The organism is Sphaerospermopsis torques-reginae ITEP-024, assembly GCF_019598945.1.
Taxonomy (GTDB): Bacteria; Cyanobacteriota; Cyanobacteriia; order Cyanobacteriales; family Nostocaceae; genus Sphaerospermopsis.
In genome coordinates this window covers 576213-593529 of record NZ_CP080598.1, presented here as the reverse complement: position 1 = coordinate 593529, position 17317 = coordinate 576213, and the positions used below count along the sequence as shown (strand labels likewise).

Here is a 17317-nt window from a genome sequence, read left to right as displayed (position 1 = left end):
TCCCACCTCAAAAGAGTATTATAATTATTATATCATCTTTCTTTGTTTCTTTGCACCTTTGCGTCTTTGCGTGAGATAAAAAATCAGGGTTTAGCATTGCTAAACCCCTACAAACTATTTATTAATTTTCCAGAGGAACAATAGAACTCATTTGTTCCAAATCTAAAACAGAAGCTAATTCTTCCTCAGTCATTAAACCCTTTTCCAGAACAATTTGCCGCAGAGACTTTCCAGTTTCCAAAGACTCCTTAGCGACAGCAGCAGCATTAAGATAACCAATGTGAGTATTTAAAGCAGTAACTAATGCTAAACTACCTTCAGCGTAACCCAAACATCTTTCTTTGTTCGCGGTAATTCCGCTAATACAATTGTTAGTTAATGCCCCAATTGTATTACCTAAAATTTCAATGCTGTGAATTAAATTATAGGCAATAAGAGGCATCATCACATTTAATTCTAATTGTCCTGCTTGTGCTGCAAGAGCGATCGCGCTATCATATCCCATCACCTGAAAACATACCATTGATGTCATCTCTGCCATCACGGGATTATATTTCCCTGGCATAATAGAAGAACCTGGTTGCACTGGGGGTAGTTGAATTTCCTTAAACCCGGTTTTGGGTCCAGAGTCCATCAAACGCAGGTCATGGGAGATTTTAACTAGATCCTGTGCTAAATTTCGTACTGCACCGGAAACATTAACAAACGCACCCATACTTTGCATTGCGGCCATTAAATGGGGTGCTGGTTCTAAAGGTATTTCTAATAGTTGCGAAAGCGTCTCTACCACCCGTTTACGGTATTCTGGGTGGGTATTCATTCCTGTACCGGCTGCACTTCCCCCCAAACCCAGAACCATTAAATCACCGGAAGCGGTGTATAATCGGTTTTGATGTTCGCTGAGAATATGCGCCCAAGCGCGGAAGTTTTCACCCAAACGCACGGGTACAGCATCCTGTAAATGGGTTCTTCCAGATTTGACAATATCGTAAAATTCGACTGCTTTGGCTTCTAAGGTAGAAATTGCAGTTTCTAAAGCGGGGTGTAGAGTTTGGGAAAGTGCTAATAAACCACCGATACGAATAGCGGTAGGGATGACATCGTTAGTAGACTGACCGTAGTTGACATGATCATTAGGGCTGACACGCTTATATTTACCTTTTTCCTCACCGAGTATTTCTAAAGCGCGGTTGGCGAGAACTTCATTAATGTTCATGTGGTGAGATGTACCTGCACCTGCTTGGTAAACATCAACCACGAACTGATCACGGAGTTTACCGGCTAAAATTTCATCAACTGCTTGAATGATAGCTTTGCTGATATCTGCGGGAATACAATTTAATTCACCGTTGACGATAGCGGTAGCTTTTTTGATATATAAACCTGCGTTAACGTAGGTGGGTAGAGGTTTTAAACCACTGATGGGGAAATTTTCAACAGCGCGTTGGGTTTGAATACCATAATAGACGTTGTTGGCAATTTGGCGATCGCCCATCGAATCCCGTTCAATGCGAAAATCTGTATTGTTAGTCATAGTGTGTCGTAGGTTATCTGAAAATACAGATCATCCCATGTGAGGATGCTAAAAGCCTAATTTAGCAATCTTTTTTAGGATAAACTTGGGTTAAATACTAAAAGGTAAAAATATTATGGTAACAACACCCACCCGTAAATTAACTTTAGAAGAATTTTTACAACTACCAGAAACCAAACCTGCAAGCGAATATATTAACGGAGAAATAATTCAAAAACCAATGCCACAAGGTAAACATAGCAGATTACAAGGGAAAACAGTTAATGCGATTAACAATGTAGTTGAAGATGCTAAAATTGCTTTAGCATTTTCAGAATTAAGGTGTACATTTGGGGGACGTTCCATAGTTCCTGACATAGCGGTATTTGCATGGGATAGAATACCCGTAGATGAAAAAGGTAACATTGAAAATGCTTTTAATACCCATCCAGACTGGACAATTGAAATTCTTTCTCCAGAACAAAGTATAGCCAAACCTACCAAAAATATTTTACATTGTTTAAATCATGGTACTAGCTTAGGTTGGTTAATTATTCCCGAAGAATATAATATCATAATTTATCCCCAAAACCAACAACCAATTTATTTAGAAAATGAAACAGACATATTACCAGTTCCCGAAATAATGAAAGAATTACATTTAACATTAGGAAAATTATTTGAATGCTTAAAATTAAAATAGATAAAAAATATTACCGACTTCTTATAAAACCTCTTTGTGTTCTTTGCGTACTTTGCGGTTCGTTAATAAAAAACCTGTAAGAAAACGAAAAACCCGAAAAATAACAAACTTTAAAAATCATGAACATACCAAACACAATCACCTTTTCCCGACTCATAGGAATACCATTTTTATTATATGGCTTATATATACCCACACCCCAAGCAAAATGGATATGCTTAACCATATTTTTAATAGCAGCATTAACAGACTGGTTAGATGGATATTTAGCCAGAAAACTTAACCAAATTACAGACTTAGGAAAATTTCTAGATCCCTTAGTAGATAAACTCCTGGTACTAGCACCATTATTAGTATTAGTAGAACTAGGAAAAATCCCAGGATGGGGAGTATTTATAATCTTAGCACGAGAATTAGCCATAGCGGGATGGCGAGTCAATCAAACTAGCATCAGTGGGGCAAATATTTGGGGTAAACTAAAAACAGTAAGTCAAATAATCGCCATAGCATTACTCATCGCACCATTATCAGAAACTTGGCAACTTCCCGCAATAATTTCTTTTTGGATTTCCGTAATTTTAACCATAGTTTCTGGAGTGATCTATGTAGTACCGCCCAAAAGTGGTATAATTACTGAATAAAGCCCATTCAGCAAGTTAAGTCAAATCCAATAGGTATTTGGCGTATGGCATACGACAACCCACATTCTGTACTTCGTTTTGTAATATACAAAGACTACAAAAATTGGGGTTAATGGTCGTTGAATAGCAAACTGCTTGCAGCAGCGCTTCGCTATCGCCAAAGGTCTGTAGTTCATACGTTTAAATACTGAATTATGTCAACATTTTTGGTAAAAATAATTGAAGTATTAACGTATGACATTTTGAGGTTCGGAATGTGGGGTAAATAATACGCGAACTCTTTTCTCTTGATCCTACCCCCTCTTTTTCCTTAACCGAACAGTATTGAGTCGGTTTTTTCGGATTTTTGAATAAATTTAAGGATAAATTTGATACAAAAAATGTGAATTTTCAAGTGTGGAGCTTGAAAATTTTGGATTTGGGATTTACGTTAGCGAAGCGTACGCAGCGCAGCGAGTATTTTTCCGTCCTGAAGGACGGGGCTTGTACCAAATGTTTTTAATCTAAAATCTAAAATCTAAAATTCCCGGTCAATGACCATCCCCTCCCGTGGCAGAAACAAATCACTAAACTCACCCCTGGAAGGGTTGCACAAGCTATGCCTGGGATTTTGCTCAGGGTTTCTACTCCTGCCAAACCACCAAAACCAAGGGGTAAATCTCCTGGATGGAAGACCGGACAGAAGTCGTTTGGGGATTTGAGATTGGTGATCGCCATCTAAGATTTCGACCATTTTGTATCAAAATTATCCTCAACTTGGTTAAAAAATCCGAAATTACCGATTGTGACACTGGGGGGTGCGGAATGTGGGTTGGATTGTATTTCATGAATCCAATCTAAAATCTAAAATCTAAAATCTAAAATTCTCGTGACTCCTGACTCCTGACCACTGCTATTTTAGTCGCGCACTAATACTGGTGTGCCTAAATCGATTTGCTCATATAACATTCGGACATCAGGGTTACGCATTCTCAAGCAACCATGAGACACGGCTGCACCTATTAAATCAGTATCAGGTGTACCATGAAAGCCAATTTCGTTTCTGCCATCTGACCAAAAACCAATCCATCTGTCTCCTAAAGGACTATCTGTACCAGCTTCATATATTTTCCCTGTAATTGGATGCTTCCAAATTGGATGATGTTCCTTATGTATGACTTGAAAATTACCTGTGGGCGTTTCCCAACCTTTTTTACCGATAGCAATGGGGTAACTAGCTATAACTTGGTCATAGCGGTAAACATAAACCCGGCGATCGCTTAAATCAACCACCACTTCTGTCTGAGTAGATTGAGAACCTTGAACAGACGTGGACTCATCCACACCGCGAAAGAAAAAGCCCTTTGGTTTGCTGTTTGTCTTCTGCTTCTCGATCTGTTCTGGAAACACCAACTTTGTATTTTTTGGTGTATCCGCAGCACTAGCTACATATTTTTTCCCAGCAGTAGAATTTGATGGAGAAGAGGGAAAAGACGCGCCGAAAGCGGTTTCCCCAATGCTAATACCTGGAGAAATATTTTTACTAGAGTCAGTCGGGGAAGTAGAATTTTTCCTTAATGTAGTGGATACCGACGGATTTAACTGGGCTGTTGTTCTCATACTGTGCCAATGGACAGCCAGAGATAAAATTGCTGTGCCAAAACAGAGGAACATTACCATCCGTGCTACAGATTCATTTCTTGCCATTGCCATTGCTTATTGTGTATCCCTGACATATCTGGCTCATTAAAATTAATTATGGACTGCCAACAGCAGCCAATTAGCAAAGAATTTATCAATAATTATCAGTTATCTCATTACCCTGACAATATCTTTATAATTTAGGAGTTTTAGGAGTCAGGAGTCAGGAGTCAGAAGAAGCAGGGGGGCAGGGTGCAGGGCGCAGGGGAGAAAAGATTTTTACCAATTCACCAGTCCCCAGTCCCCAGTCCCAATTGTCAAGGGGTAGTAGTCAGTTGTTCAAGTGAATACAGTTTACTGATGTTTTTTCCTAAATCCAACACCCGACAGTGTACACTCAAAACTTTTTTTATAATTCCTGATTTATATTTCCGTGTTGATCTCATAAATCCGTCACTTAACCCAGGAACATCTCTCTAATTATCTAGTCTAATAGGAAGGGATGATTTACAGCCAGTACGATCTATGAGTCAATCGATTACTGTATCCTGGTCAACTGTTGATGCCAATTATTCACAAGCATCGGTGCAAGTTGACAAACTCTCAAACCACGATCTTATTTTACGCTGTCAAACAGGACTGCGCCCAGATAAAGCTGCCTTTGCAGAACTGTTGCGGCGCTATCAGACTCAAGTCGATAGGGTTTTATACCATCTGGCTCCTGATTGGTCTGACAGAGCCGACTTGGCTCAGGAAGTGTGGATTCGAGTCTATCGGAATATTAACCGCTTACAAGACCCTGCTAAATTTCGGGGTTGGTTAAGCCGTATTGCTACTAACTTGTTTTATGATGAGTTGCGTAAACGCAAACGGGTTGTCAGCCCCCTGTCATTGGATGCTCCCCGCTCGGTAGACGACGGCGAGATGGATTGGGAAATTGCTGGTGATACACCAGGACCAGAGGAAGAACTCACTACTAGAGAATTTTACGAGCAACTGCGAGATGCGATCGCCGATTTACCAGAGGTGTTCCGTACTACAATTGTCCTGAGAGAAATCGAAGGATTACCCTATGAAGAAATTGCCGAAATTACCGGCGTTTCTCTAGGAACTGTAAAATCGAGAATAGCTAGGGCTAGATCCAGATTGCAAACCCAGTTGCAAAGTTATCTAGATGGTTAAGTAAATTTACAACATCTTTCCTTAATTTAATGGTAGAATGTTAAAAGAACAAGAACTGTGGTGAAATCTCAATTTTTTTCTGCCATTTGGAAGTAAAATTGCTTAAATTCTCAAATTTATCCGCTGTGTTTACCCGTGTATGACTTGGTAAAAACGTTAAAATGAATACTGATTCTCAGTTTGATGACCGTTCCCCCTCCCAACTCCCTAGCGATGTAGCAAATGGAATGGCTAAATATACCAACGAATCAACGGGTACTAAGGATATGGAGAAACGTGATTGCCGACAACACAACGAAGCTGACCGCTTTGAGTTATTGAGTGCTTACCTTGATGGCGAAGTTACCGCCGCCGAACGTAAGCAAGTAGAACAATGGCTGTCCACGGATGACTCAGTTAAGTGCTTGTATGCACGACTGTTAAAACTGCGGCAAGGTGTAAAAATGATGCCCATACCAGCATCTGCACAGTCTCCAGAAGCGACATTCCAACAAGTCTGGAAACGCTTGAGCTACCGTTACCAACTAGGTTGGATGTTTGGAGGGGCTGCTGTAGCGGCTTGTATCATTGGCTCAATATCTGGTTTCATACCTGGTAATACATCCAAGTTGCAACTGGCACAACAGAAAATACAGCCAATAACGGTAACAACACAGCCAGCAGTTCCTACCTCACCGTTAATGGTAGCTTTGAACAACCCAGTAATTGAAATTCCGAAAACGGCGGTAGCTTCTCCGAAAAAGCCAGTTAATCAGTCAAAAACTTTAGAAAAAGGCACGGAATTAGATATTAACTAATTAGAGGTGACAGGTGACTCTTGACTCTTGACAGTTTAAAAGCTTTGATGTTAACTATTCCAACAACCATCAAGTTGAGGAATACCACGGAATTGGTAAACCTTTTCTGGTGTCATTAAGTACACCCAATTCCAACCTAAAGACAAGCCATCTACATCAAAAATCTCGATAGATTGGCGATAGTAAAGATTTTTTGACATTGGTCTGGTAGACTCGTAATCTTCTAAATCATCCAATGCTGGTAGAATCTGGGAGTCTGGGAAAGACAGTAAATAACCATAAACTTTGCCATCTCCCAGAGTCATCGCTGGATAACCCATTGGTAAATTAAATAGTTTACCTGATGCGATCGCTTTTTTTGCTGTTAATACTTTATGTTCACATAGGTGATAATTATCTTCACGTGGTTTGAGACTACCGTATACAAAAACATTTATTATGGTCGGTTCAACACTGAACATAGTGGTTTGGGAATTGGTAATTTTGCTGAGGGCTGAGGGTTGATTGCTTACGTTGCCGAAATATCAATTAACCAACGAACTGTTTGCGGGAAATTAATTACAATTAACAACACAATAAACTGCAAAACCATAAACGGAATAGCACTTTTATGGATATCAAATGTACTTACCTCTTTTGGTGCAACACTTTGTAAATAAAACAAAGAAAACCCTACTGGTGGAGAAATAAAAGCAGTTTGTAAATTAATAGCCATTACCACCCCAAACCATACCATATCAATATCTAAAGCTTGGGCAGCCGGCACAAATAAAGGCATAGCAATAAAGCAAATTTCCATAAATTCTAGAAATACTCCCAGAGCGAAAATTGCTAAATTACTCACAATTATAAATCCCCAATATCCTCCTGGTAAACCTGTTAATAATTCAGTAATAAGAGTTTTTCCGCCCAAAGCATCAAACACTAAACTAAACATCGAAGAACAGAACAAAATCATTACCACTAAAGCTGTAATTACTGCGGTAGAATGAGCCGCATCACGAATTAATTGGGGAGTTAAACGTTGATTAAAAGCCGCAAGTATAGCAGCCCCAACAGCACCAACAGCACCTGCTTCTGTGGGAGTAGCGACACCAAAGAAAATACTGCCTAATACCGCAAAAATTAAGAGAATAGGTGGAACAACAGCCTTAAAAACCTTTTTAATTAATTGACTACCTTGAGGAATTTCCACATCAGCAGGGATAGGTGGAACTTTTTCAGGGTTAAAAAAAGCTAGTCCTAAAATATAAAGAATATAAGAACCAGATAACATTAAACCGGGAATTAATGCCCCTAAAAATAAATCTCCGACAGAAACACCAATTTGATCACTGAGAATTACTAAGACTAAACTCGGAGGAATTAACTGGGCTAAAGTACCAGAAGCAACTATCACTCCAGCAGCTAATTTTTTATCATAACCATAGCGAATCATTACAGGTAAAGATAACATCCCCATAACAATTACTGTGGCTGCTACCACTCCAGTTGTGGCGGCTAAAACAGTTCCCACTAAAACAACTGCTAAAGCTAAACCACCTCTCACGCGACTAAAAAGAATGCCAATAGTTTCTAATAAATCTTCAGCTAATCCTGATTTTTCTAATACTGCACCCAGAAAGACAAAAAACGGAATAGCTAACAAAGTAAAATTCGACATTGTGCCGAACCAACTATTGGGTAATAGGAGGAGACGAGCAGGATTAAAAGCCCCTACTACTGTACCAATTATTCCAAAAACAATGGCTGTACCTGCAAAGGAAAATGCTACAGGATAGCCACTCATTAAAATAAAGAAAAAGCCGACAAACATTAAAATAGATAACCATTCAAACCCCATAATTTTACCTACTCAATATTGATATTTTCTGAAGTTTCTAAACGAATTTGTTCTGCTACTTGCTGATAGCCTAATAATACAGCTAAATATTTAATTGCTTGAGAAATACCTTGTAAAAGCAGAAATAATAAACCTATAGGAAGCATAGTTTTAATGGGAGCGCGGGGTAAACCATTAGCATCAGAAGATACTTCCCAATTTCCCCAACTACCATCACTTAATCTTCCCCAAGACTGTAAAACTGGGTTAAATGTCACCCAAATACCAATTAGACAAAAGGGAATTAAAAATAATAGTGTTCCCAAAAAATCAACTAAGGCGCGTCTTTTTTCACTCATATTAGTATAGAGAAAATCAACCCGCACATTTTCGCCATGACGTAAAATGTACGCAAATCCTAGTAAGAAAGTGAGAGAAAATAGATACCATTGTAGTTCTAATAAGGCATTAGAAGATAATTGCACTCCGATGAAGCGCCCTAGATAACGGGCGACAACATTAAAGAAACCAACGCCAATGGTGAGTAAAACTAGCCAATTGGATAACCATCCCAATTTATCAGCACAATTGTCAATAAACTGCGAAAATTTTAACAGCTTGCTGATGAGAGTTAATCTTCTTGAGTTACGCATAGAACATAATAAATTCAGGGTAAGAATTGAGAATGCAGGATTAAGTATCAATAATACTTTAAATATTGTTCAAAATTCAGTTATAAAAAATTTTTTACAAGATGATATTTCACAATATTTAATCTATTTATCAGTCCTGTAGGGGTCTAGCACTGCTAAACCCCTACTATTTAATTAATTAATCTTTCCACATCGAAAATATCCAAATTTGTTAACTGTGCTACTTGTTCTACAGACATTCCATTCTGTAATAAATTCATCGCAACTTGTCTTAATTGCAGTTCAGCTTGTTCTGCACGTTGTTTTTCTTGTTCTGCACGTTGTTTTTCTTGTTCTGCAATTTGTTCTACTTCATCTGCTTTTTGTTTTGCAATTTCTGCGATTTCCTGAGAAGTAGGAAATAACTCACCATCCAAAGTTGCCCAGCGTAACCATGTTGTTTCCACACCTCTATACTTACCTTGCCAACGCACTAAAGCCAAATTTAAGACTTTACTTACCAGTTGCTTTTGATCATTTAATGGTATTTGTTGATATACACCACTATTTAGATCAAAACCTGCAAAATCATCTGGGTTAAAAGGGTCATACCAAAAATATTCAGATACCCGCATTTGATTTTGATAAATCAATTTTTTCGCATTTTTATCATTATTAGCTGTACTTTCTGAAAGTAATTCAATTACAACATCTGGCGGTTTTCCCTCTTCCCAAACCACCCAAGATAATCTTTCTGTTTTCGGCACACCTAAAACAGCAAAGAAATCTGGACCGCGAAAATCTTGATTTTTTAATTGTGCTAAACTGTAGTAGACAAACATATTGCCTCCTACATATCCATCAGCCCTTTGATCTAACCAAGGCTGAATCGTATCAATTAAAATATCCATTTGTAATTTATGTCTTTGTGTCTCCATCGGGATACCATCATCACAAGGAAGTTCTGCCTGGGTGGGTGGCAGTTTAACGCTAGGTTTGGCCAAAACAGTTTCTAACATAGCTGTTAAATATTAGTTAGAAATTACTTAATATTTTTATACTAATATGAAATGATGGGAAATTGACAAAATTATCAGAAATCTGATCGGAATTTCTGAATTGTTGCATCATTATGATATTGTGGGAACATCTTATTTTACGTCAATAGTATTAACTGTTATGAAACGTCGAGCTATTGTTAACAGATTATCTCAAAGTGCGATCGCTGCTACAGGAGTGGCAATAGTTGGTGGTTGTCAAAAAGCCACAAACTCAACTACAACAGCAAAAGTAGACACAAGCAACCTACCTACTATTACATGGCAAATGGCTACAAGTTGGCCAACATCCTTAGAAACCATTTTTGGTGGAGCGCAGGTTTTAGCAGAGCGTGTCAAAGTCTTAACCAACGGTAAATTTATCATCGAACCCCGTGCAGCGGGAGAAATAGCCCCTGGTTTAGAAGTTCTGAATGTAGTTTCTCAAGGTGCAGTACAAGCAGGACACACAGCAGCTTATTACTACATTGGGAAAAGTCTGGCTTTAGCTTTTGGAACATCCGTACCATTTGGATTGAATGCCCAACAGCAAAACGCTTGGTTATATGAAGGAGGCGGTTTAGCCAAACTTCAGGAAATTTACGCCCGTAAATTTAATGTGATTCAATTTCCTGCGGGAAATACGGGTACACAGATGGGGGGATGGTTTCGCAAGGAAGTGAAAACACTGAATGACCTCAAAGGCTTAAAAATGCGTATTCCCGGTTTAGGCGGACAAGTCATGTCCAAACTAGGGGTAACAGTACAGACACTTCCAGGGGGAGAGATATTCCAAGCCTTACAAACCGGCGCTATTGATGCTGCTGAGTGGGTAGGCCCCTACGATGATGAAAAATTAGGCTTAAATAAAGTTGCTAAATATTACTATTATCCTGGTTGGTGGGAACCAGGCCCAACCTTAGAAGTACAAGTTAATTTAGACGAATGGAAAAAGCTGCCACCTCAATATCAAGCAGCTTTAGAAACAGCCGCATATCAGTCAAATACAACAATGTTAACTCGTTATGATGCTCGGAATAACGAAGCATTAGAAAGACTGTTAAAAACCGGAACTCAAGTTCGTGCCTATAGTGAAGAAATTTTAGCAGCAGCGGAAAAAGAGTCCTTTGCTTTGTATGATGAATTTGCAGCGAAAGACGCAGATTTTAAAGCCGTGTATGAACAGTGGAAAGCCTTTAGAGATCGAATCTATGCTTGGAATAATCTTAATGAGGGCAGTTTTAGCCGTTATGCTTATGGGAAATTGAAAGCTTAGTGCAATTGTCGGTATTGTAGGGTGCGTTAGTTAACAATAACAAACCCTGTGAGTTTGACAATGAAATTTGGCAATATAACGACTCTGAAAAATTTATATGGTAACTAATTACCTGAGTATGATATCAGGTCATGGCAACGTTTAAGTTTGAGTTTCGTACTACTACAAGTTTTGAAGCCATTGCCAGTCATCTCAATAGATTCTGTGGAATTAGTCGAGAACTTACTAGAAAACGCCTTCACAACCTCAAAACGATTCATGGTTTAGGAGGTGCAGACAATGTAACTTTCGACTTTTCTGGGGGAGTGTACAATACTATCACAGGGGAGTTACTAGGAAGTCTTACTGCTGGAGGCGCAAAGGAGAAAGCCTAATGAAAAAATCAGATGCTTGGGTTGTCCTTAGATTAGATGGAGACGCTGTAGGATTTAAAGATTATATAGCAGTGAAGGGAGTTTATGATAGTGAGAGTGCCGCACAATCAGCAATTCCCAGTTTATCTCCAGAATCCAATTATATAGTTATTAGGTCTCGGCATTATTCGGAAGATAACAAATCAGAAATTATTACAAATAATCATGCAGATAAAGTTCAAGGATTGAAAATTCATTCTGCAAATGGAGGACAAACAAGCAATCATGGTTTATATGAGAAACTTAATGTAATTCGAGATTTTTGGAATCAGCTTCCAACATCAAATCGTCGAGAAATTATTATTCCACTTCTATCACAATTTACAGAATTAGCGATCGCTCAAGTTATGAATGCTGCAATAATTGAAGATCGCAGTTTATGGGGAGATTTGAAATTACCAAATGGTGAAATAGTGGAAGTAAAAACCATACTCCTTGATCCTGAACGGAGAAAATCTCCTCATCTTCAGTTTCCAGCAGAAGCAAATTTTGATTTTCTAGCAATAGTAATCTTTGATCCAGATTTTAATATTGAAACAGCACGAATGATTCCCGTTGACGCACTGAAATTATATGCACGTCCAGTATCTCAACGCGATCGTCAAATGATGAATCTTCGAGTAATACAGCCTTTTCTAGACTATCCGGGTTATAAAGATATTAATTTTGCTAACTACTCACTGAGTGTTGCGTAAAAAGTTTTAAGTGGGAATTTTTGAACTTGTACTGCTGATGAGTTTTTGTAGGATGGAAAGCGATTGGCTGAATGACTTCAGGACAACTCTATATTATGCCACAATAGCGAAACTAGGAAAAAACATTAGGAGTTTTTAGTTGTGGAGTCCACCCAAAAAACATCATACAACCCGGCCGCGATCGAAGAAAAATGGCAACAAACATGGTTAGAGCTAAGCTTAGATAAAACACCTCAAGATATAAGCAAGCCAAAATTCTACGCGCTTTCTATGTTTCCCTACCCATCCGGTAGCTTGCACATGGGTCACGTCCGCAACTACACCATTACAGATGTAATCGCCCGCTTTAAAAAAATGCAAGGGTATAGAGTATTACATCCAATGGGCTGGGATGCCTTTGGCTTACCCGCAGAAAACGCCGCCATTGATCGGGGTGTACCTCCTGCCCAATGGACATATAAAAATATAGACCAGATGAAACAGCAATTAAAACGTCTGGGATTATCCTTAGATTGGGATGCAGAATTGGCTACCTGTTCCCCCGATTATTATAAGTGGACACAGTGGATTTTTCTACAATTTTTAGAAGCGGGTTTAGCTTATCAAAAAGAAGCGGCTGTAAATTGGGATCCCATTGATCAAACCGTACTAGCTAACGAACAGGTAGACAGTGAAGGACGTTCTTGGCGTAGCGGTGCAATAGTAGAACGTAAATTATTACGTCAGTGGTTTTTAAAGATTACCGATTATGCCGAAGAATTATTAAATGATTTGGGTAAATTACCAGGTTGGCCAGAACGAGTTAAAGTAATGCAAGCTAACTGGATAGGTAAATCCACTGGTGCATATTTAGAATTTCCCATAGTCGGCTTAGATGAAAAAATCGCCGTTTATACCACCCGTCCTGACACCGTTTATGGCGTGAGCTACGTCGTATTAGCCCCAGAACACCCTTTAACTCAATTTGTCACCACTTCAGACCAAAAAGCGGCTGTAGAGGCTTTTATCAAGGAAGTTACCAACCAAACCGAGTTAGAAAGAACCGCAGAAGACAAACCAAAACGGGGTATTCCCACCGGGGGGAAAGCTATCAACCCCTTCACCGGGGAAGAAGTACCGATTTGGATTGCAGATTATGTACTGTATGAATATGGTACTGGTGCGGTGATGGGTGTACCCGCCCATGATGTGCGAGATTTCAAATTTGCAAAGGAACAGAATTTAGCGGTTAAAGTTGTCATTGTTCCCGAAATTGGCGCAGATGAAAATTTAAAATCTGCCTATACAGAACCGGGAATTTTAGTTAATTCAGGTGACTTTAATGGCATAAATTCAGTAGATGGGAAAAAGGCAATTACTGACTATGCAGAAAAGCATGGTTTTGGTAAAGAAAGGGTACAATATCGCTTGCGAGATTGGTTAATTTCTCGTCAACGTTATTGGGGCGCACCTATTCCTGTTATTCATTGTCCTGAATGTGGAATTGTACCAGTACCAGAAAAAGATTTACCTGTACAATTGCCAGAAGAAATTGAATTAAGTGGCCGTGGTGGTTCACCTTTAGGACAGTTAGAAAGTTGGGTAAATGTTCCTTGTCCTAGTTGCGGTACTCCAGCAAAAAGAGAAACCGACACGATGGATACTTTTATTGATTCTTCTTGGTATTTCTTGCGGTTTACTGATGCCACAAATGCAGAGAAAATTTTTGATGGTGGTAGAGTAAATGATTGGATGCCGGTTGATCAATATGTGGGCGGTATTGAACACGCAATTTTACATTTATTGTATTCTCGTTTCTTTACTAAAGTGTTAAGAGATAGAGGTTTGTTGAATTTTGATGAACCATTTCAAAAGTTATTAACTCAGGGAATGGTACAGGGTTTAACATACATGAACCCGAAAAAAAGCGGTAAGGATAAATGGATTCCTTCTCATTTAGTTGATGTTAATAATCCTGTTGATCCACAAACCGGAGAACCTTTAGAAAAGGTTTATGCTACCATGTCTAAATCTAAAGGAAATGGTGTAGCACCGGAAGATGTGATTAATAAATATGGCATTGATACGGCGCGGATGTTCATTTTGTTTAAAGCACCTCCAGAGAAAGATTTAGAATGGGATGAAGCTGATGTTGAGGGGCAATTTAGATTTTTAAACCGTGTTTGGCGGTTAGTTACTGATTACGCTGCGGCGGGAGTTTGTAAACAGAAAGCTGATTTGGAGAAGTTAAGTAAAGAGGAAAAAGATGTTAGGAGAGCGATTCATTTAGCAATTCAAGCAATTACGGAAGATGTGCAGGAAGAATATCAATTTAATACTGCTATTTCGGAGTTGATGAAGTTAAGTAATGCGTTGACTGATGCTAAGTGTAATAATTCACCAATTTATGCAGAAGGGATTCAAACTTTGGTGATTATGTTAGCGCCTTTCGCGCCCCATATTGCTGATGAATTATGGCATTTGTTGGGTAATAAGGGGACGGTACATACTCAAGTTTGGCCGAGTTTTGATCCTGCGGCGTTGATAGCTGATGAGATTACTTTGGTAATTCAAATTATGGGTAAAACTCGCGGTTCTATTCAAGTTCCTTCGCAGTTAGATAAAGCTGAGTTGGAGAAGTATGCGCGGGAGTCTGAGGTGGCGAAGCGTTATATTGAAGGGAAGGAAGTTAAGAAGGTGATTGTTGTTCCTGGTAAGTTGGTGAATTTCGTTTTGGGTTAGGTTTTCTCACGCAGAGGCGCAGAGGCGCGGAGAGTTTTTTGAGGTGGGTTGGCGAAAGTTTAACCCACCAATTAGAGGTTGTTTCAAAAGTTTTTAATATATCATTAGGGACTTTGAAAACATCCTCTTAAATAACCCATTCATGATCGGGATCATCAAGGGCTGCTGTTACGGATTGCAAGTTAGCAAAATCTTTAAATGGACTAGACTTTGCTATTTCTGTAATAGAATGCAAAGCTAAAGTTAATTGGTTATTATCACCTGCTGCTATTGCCTGATCTACTTTTTCAAACAGAAAGCTAAAATTTTTAGCTCTTTCATCAAATGAGCTTTCAAGATATTTGAGGAGAATATCACGATCAGCTTTAATTTTGGTGATGGTTGCTTTTTCCCAGGCTGCTATACCACGTCGTTTAGTTTTTTCTTCTTCTGCAACGATTTTGTATTCAGTGTAGGCTTCAACAATAGCCCGTAAGGTTTGAGCCGCATCTGCACCTGTACCTAATACTTCTACATGAACTTTTTTGGCAGTCATTTTTATTTACCTGGCAGAATGCGATATTTTTCTATGACGTTTACAGTTCCAATATTAAGCTGTCCATCACTGTTTAATACTGGAGTTTTCAAAATTTCTACAAGTCCTTTGATGAGAGTTCCTGTTTGTCTAAATTTCTCCGCATCTCTCTTTGCATTAAAAGGTTTAGATTCAAGTTCATTGAGACTTTTAACAGCATAATTATTAATAGATTCAAAGACATCTCTTAATTCAGTAATGCGCTGTTTTACCTTTTGGGAATATTTTTTAGCTGTGTTAATTTCTGTAATAGCCTTATTTACTTTTGCTTCATACTCTATGGCTTTTGTCATTGCTTTTTCACCTTCACGAGCCGCAAAAAAGCCGCCAATAGCCAAAGCTGGCAAAATGGTGATACCGCCCAACACAACAGTACCCAAAGCCATACCACCCCCACCAGCTGCGATCGCTCCACCGCCAAACCATGCCAACATTGCATTTGTAGCTGCTGCTCCACTGAGGCTTGAGATAGCTGTTCCAGTGCTTGCTACTCCTATGGATGTAGCAACAGTTATAGCACCACCGTAACCTGCTGCTGCTGCTCCAGCCGCTTTAGCTCCAGCCATGAAATATTGTTCTGCTGCTATAGCCGCAGCTTTATACTCTTGTATTTGCTTGACTGTAAAGTCTATACCTTCTAAAAGCCGCTTCTCACTTTCAGAAGCCTTTCTCCCAGTACGCTCAACGAAATCAACAAATCTTTTAATAGTTTCTTTTATAACCTTTAATTGGAGTTCACCATACTCCTCAGCTAGTTTATTTGTTGCTGCTTCCTCGGTTTTTAATGACGCTAATGCACGTTCATATCTTTCTTGAGCGCCTTTAGCCAGTTCATTGGCTTTCTGCCCTGGATAAAATGAAACCATAAAGAAATCCTTAAATTCTATAAAATTAGACTAACACTGCTGATTTTAGGTATGTACTAGCTAAGATTAGAAGTTAGGCTAGTATAAGGTTAGGAATTTTATATACACAATGTTGATAATGGCATCTGTTGAAGAAAGCTTTGCTCAGGCTGCTAAATACTGGGATTTGGAAACGCTGTATACTGATCTTGCATCTGCTAAGGGAAAACGTCTTACACCTATTGAGAAACTGCATTTGCGGGGGTTACTTTGTGGTTACAGTCCTTCGGAAATAGCTGAGAGACTGAATAAAAATGTTAAAGGTGTTGAAGTTGATCTATGTAACACTTTGTATAAATATGTGAAAAATCTAGTAGATAAATGTGATGAAAAAATAGAAAATTGGAGAAATATTAGTGAATGGCTTGAGGAAGCAGGATATAAAAGTCAGCTTTATATTGAATCAGAAAGTGGTGATGGTGTATCTATCAAATTATCGGTACAAAAAGCAAATATAACTCTTGAAAAAAATCAATTAATAATTGACTTTAACCTCCGAATAGTAGCTCCTTCACCATCAGAAAATCCGGTAATACAAGACTTTAACAGCAATGGTAAGTTGAATTAACAAATATGGTAAAATCTAAAGAATTAATCACAAACCTGTCATAAAAATGAAAATCTTATAGTCGGCTTCAGCCGACTTTTGCTATTAGACTGGGAATTAATTCCCAGGCGGGTTATTGCGTTTCGACAATTCATTTCCCGGTTGTTGATGATTTCAAATTCATTCCCAGGCGGGTTTTAAAATACATTTTCAGACTGGCTTAAAAATTCCATTGATAT

17 protein-coding genes are annotated in these 17317 nt (G+C 38.7%); 9 read left to right on the top strand and 8 right to left on the bottom strand.

What is annotated here, in order from left to right:
* Positions 1-121: 121 nt before the first annotated feature.
* The gene (locus K2F26_RS02735; RefSeq protein WP_220610254.1) at positions 122-1534 is read right to left on the bottom strand and encodes an aspartate ammonia-lyase; all 1413 of its coding nucleotides are present in this window, start codon (positions 1532-1534) and stop codon (positions 122-124) included.
* Between the two features lie 115 nt (positions 1535-1649).
* Here K2F26_RS02735 and K2F26_RS02730 point away from each other — a divergent pair, with 115 nt between their 5' ends.
* Both K2F26_RS02730 and pgsA read left to right on the top strand, forming a co-directional pair.
* Positions 1650-2216, top strand: a complete 567-nt coding sequence (locus tag K2F26_RS02730) for a Uma2 family endonuclease (protein WP_220610253.1) — start codon at positions 1650-1652, stop codon at positions 2214-2216.
* A gap of 119 nt (positions 2217-2335) precedes the next feature.
* Positions 2336-2857 carry a CDP-diacylglycerol--glycerol-3-phosphate 3-phosphatidyltransferase gene (gene pgsA, locus K2F26_RS02725; RefSeq protein WP_220610252.1) on the top strand — a complete coding sequence of 174 codons (522 nt, stop codon included), beginning with the start codon at positions 2336-2338 and terminating at the stop codon, positions 2855-2857.
* A gap of 897 nt (positions 2858-3754) precedes the next feature.
* On the opposite strand, the gene K2F26_RS02720 is transcribed toward pgsA, so the two are convergent.
* Positions 3755-4549 (bottom strand): L,D-transpeptidase, encoded by a 795-nt coding sequence (locus tag K2F26_RS02720; protein WP_220610251.1) that lies wholly within the window; start codon positions 4547-4549, stop codon positions 3755-3757.
* A gap of 453 nt (positions 4550-5002) precedes the next feature.
* Here K2F26_RS02720 and K2F26_RS02715 point away from each other — a divergent pair, with 453 nt between their 5' ends.
* Together K2F26_RS02715 and K2F26_RS02710 are read left to right on the top strand one after the other, a co-directional pair.
* The gene (locus tag K2F26_RS02715; protein ID WP_220610250.1) at positions 5003-5659 is read left to right on the top strand and encodes a sigma-70 family RNA polymerase sigma factor; all 657 of its coding nucleotides are present in this window, start codon (positions 5003-5005) and stop codon (positions 5657-5659) included.
* Between the two features lie 161 nt (positions 5660-5820).
* Positions 5821-6456, top strand: a complete 636-nt coding sequence (locus tag K2F26_RS02710; RefSeq protein WP_220610249.1) for an anti-sigma factor family protein — start codon at positions 5821-5823, stop codon at positions 6454-6456.
* A gap of 50 nt (positions 6457-6506) precedes the next feature.
* Here the strand turns inward: K2F26_RS02710 and K2F26_RS02705 are convergent, their stop codons facing one another.
* From K2F26_RS02705 to K2F26_RS02690, 4 genes are all read right to left on the bottom strand, one after another.
* Positions 6507-6917 carry a gamma-glutamylcyclotransferase family protein gene (locus K2F26_RS02705; protein WP_220610248.1) on the bottom strand — a complete coding sequence of 137 codons (411 nt, stop codon included), beginning with the start codon at positions 6915-6917 and terminating at the stop codon, positions 6507-6509.
* Positions 6918-6964: 47 nt separating this feature from the next.
* Positions 6965-8299 (bottom strand): TRAP transporter large permease, encoded by a 1335-nt coding sequence (locus tag K2F26_RS02700; protein ID WP_220610247.1) that lies wholly within the window; start codon positions 8297-8299, stop codon positions 6965-6967.
* 8 nt (positions 8300-8307) lie between these two features.
* Positions 8308-8931, bottom strand: coding sequence for a TRAP transporter small permease subunit (locus K2F26_RS02695; protein ID WP_220610246.1), 624 nt, complete (start codon positions 8929-8931; stop codon positions 8308-8310).
* Positions 8932-9101: 170 nt separating this feature from the next.
* Complete coding sequence (locus tag K2F26_RS02690; protein ID WP_220610245.1) at positions 9102-9929, bottom strand: Uma2 family endonuclease; 828 nt, start codon at positions 9927-9929, stop codon at positions 9102-9104.
* 160 nt (positions 9930-10089) lie between these two features.
* Here K2F26_RS02690 and K2F26_RS02685 point away from each other — a divergent pair, with 160 nt between their 5' ends.
* The 4 genes from K2F26_RS02685 to leuS all read left to right on the top strand — a co-directional run bounded on the left by K2F26_RS02685 (position 10090) and on the right by leuS (position 15052).
* Positions 10090-11223: a TRAP transporter substrate-binding protein gene (locus tag K2F26_RS02685; RefSeq protein ID WP_220610244.1), complete on the top strand. Its 1134-nt coding sequence runs from the start codon at positions 10090-10092 to the stop codon at positions 11221-11223.
* A gap of 131 nt (positions 11224-11354) precedes the next feature.
* Complete coding sequence (locus K2F26_RS02680; RefSeq protein ID WP_220610243.1) at positions 11355-11597, top strand: hypothetical protein; 243 nt, start codon at positions 11355-11357, stop codon at positions 11595-11597.
* Positions 11597-12331, top strand: a complete 735-nt coding sequence (locus K2F26_RS02675; protein ID WP_220610242.1) for a hypothetical protein — start codon at positions 11597-11599, stop codon at positions 12329-12331. The genes K2F26_RS02680 and K2F26_RS02675 overlap by 1 nt, the downstream gene beginning before the upstream one ends.
* A 141-nt stretch (positions 12332-12472) precedes the next feature.
* Positions 12473-15052, top strand: a complete 2580-nt coding sequence (gene leuS, locus K2F26_RS02670; protein ID WP_220610241.1) for a leucine--tRNA ligase — start codon at positions 12473-12475, stop codon at positions 15050-15052.
* Between the two features lie 127 nt (positions 15053-15179).
* Here the strand turns inward: leuS and K2F26_RS02665 are convergent, their stop codons facing one another.
* Both K2F26_RS02665 and K2F26_RS02660 read right to left on the bottom strand, forming a co-directional pair.
* Positions 15180-15587, bottom strand: coding sequence for a hypothetical protein (locus K2F26_RS02665; RefSeq protein WP_220610240.1), 408 nt, complete (start codon positions 15585-15587; stop codon positions 15180-15182).
* Between the two features lie 2 nt (positions 15588-15589).
* Entirely contained in the window at positions 15590-16492 is a 903-nt protein-coding gene (locus K2F26_RS02660) for a hypothetical protein (protein WP_220610239.1), read from the bottom strand.
* A 118-nt stretch (positions 16493-16610) separates the two neighbouring features.
* Between K2F26_RS02660 and K2F26_RS02655 the strand changes: the two genes are divergently transcribed.
* Entirely contained in the window at positions 16611-17099 is a 489-nt protein-coding gene (locus K2F26_RS02655) for a helix-turn-helix transcriptional regulator (RefSeq protein ID WP_220610238.1), read from the top strand.
* Positions 17100-17317 lie beyond the last annotated feature (218 nt).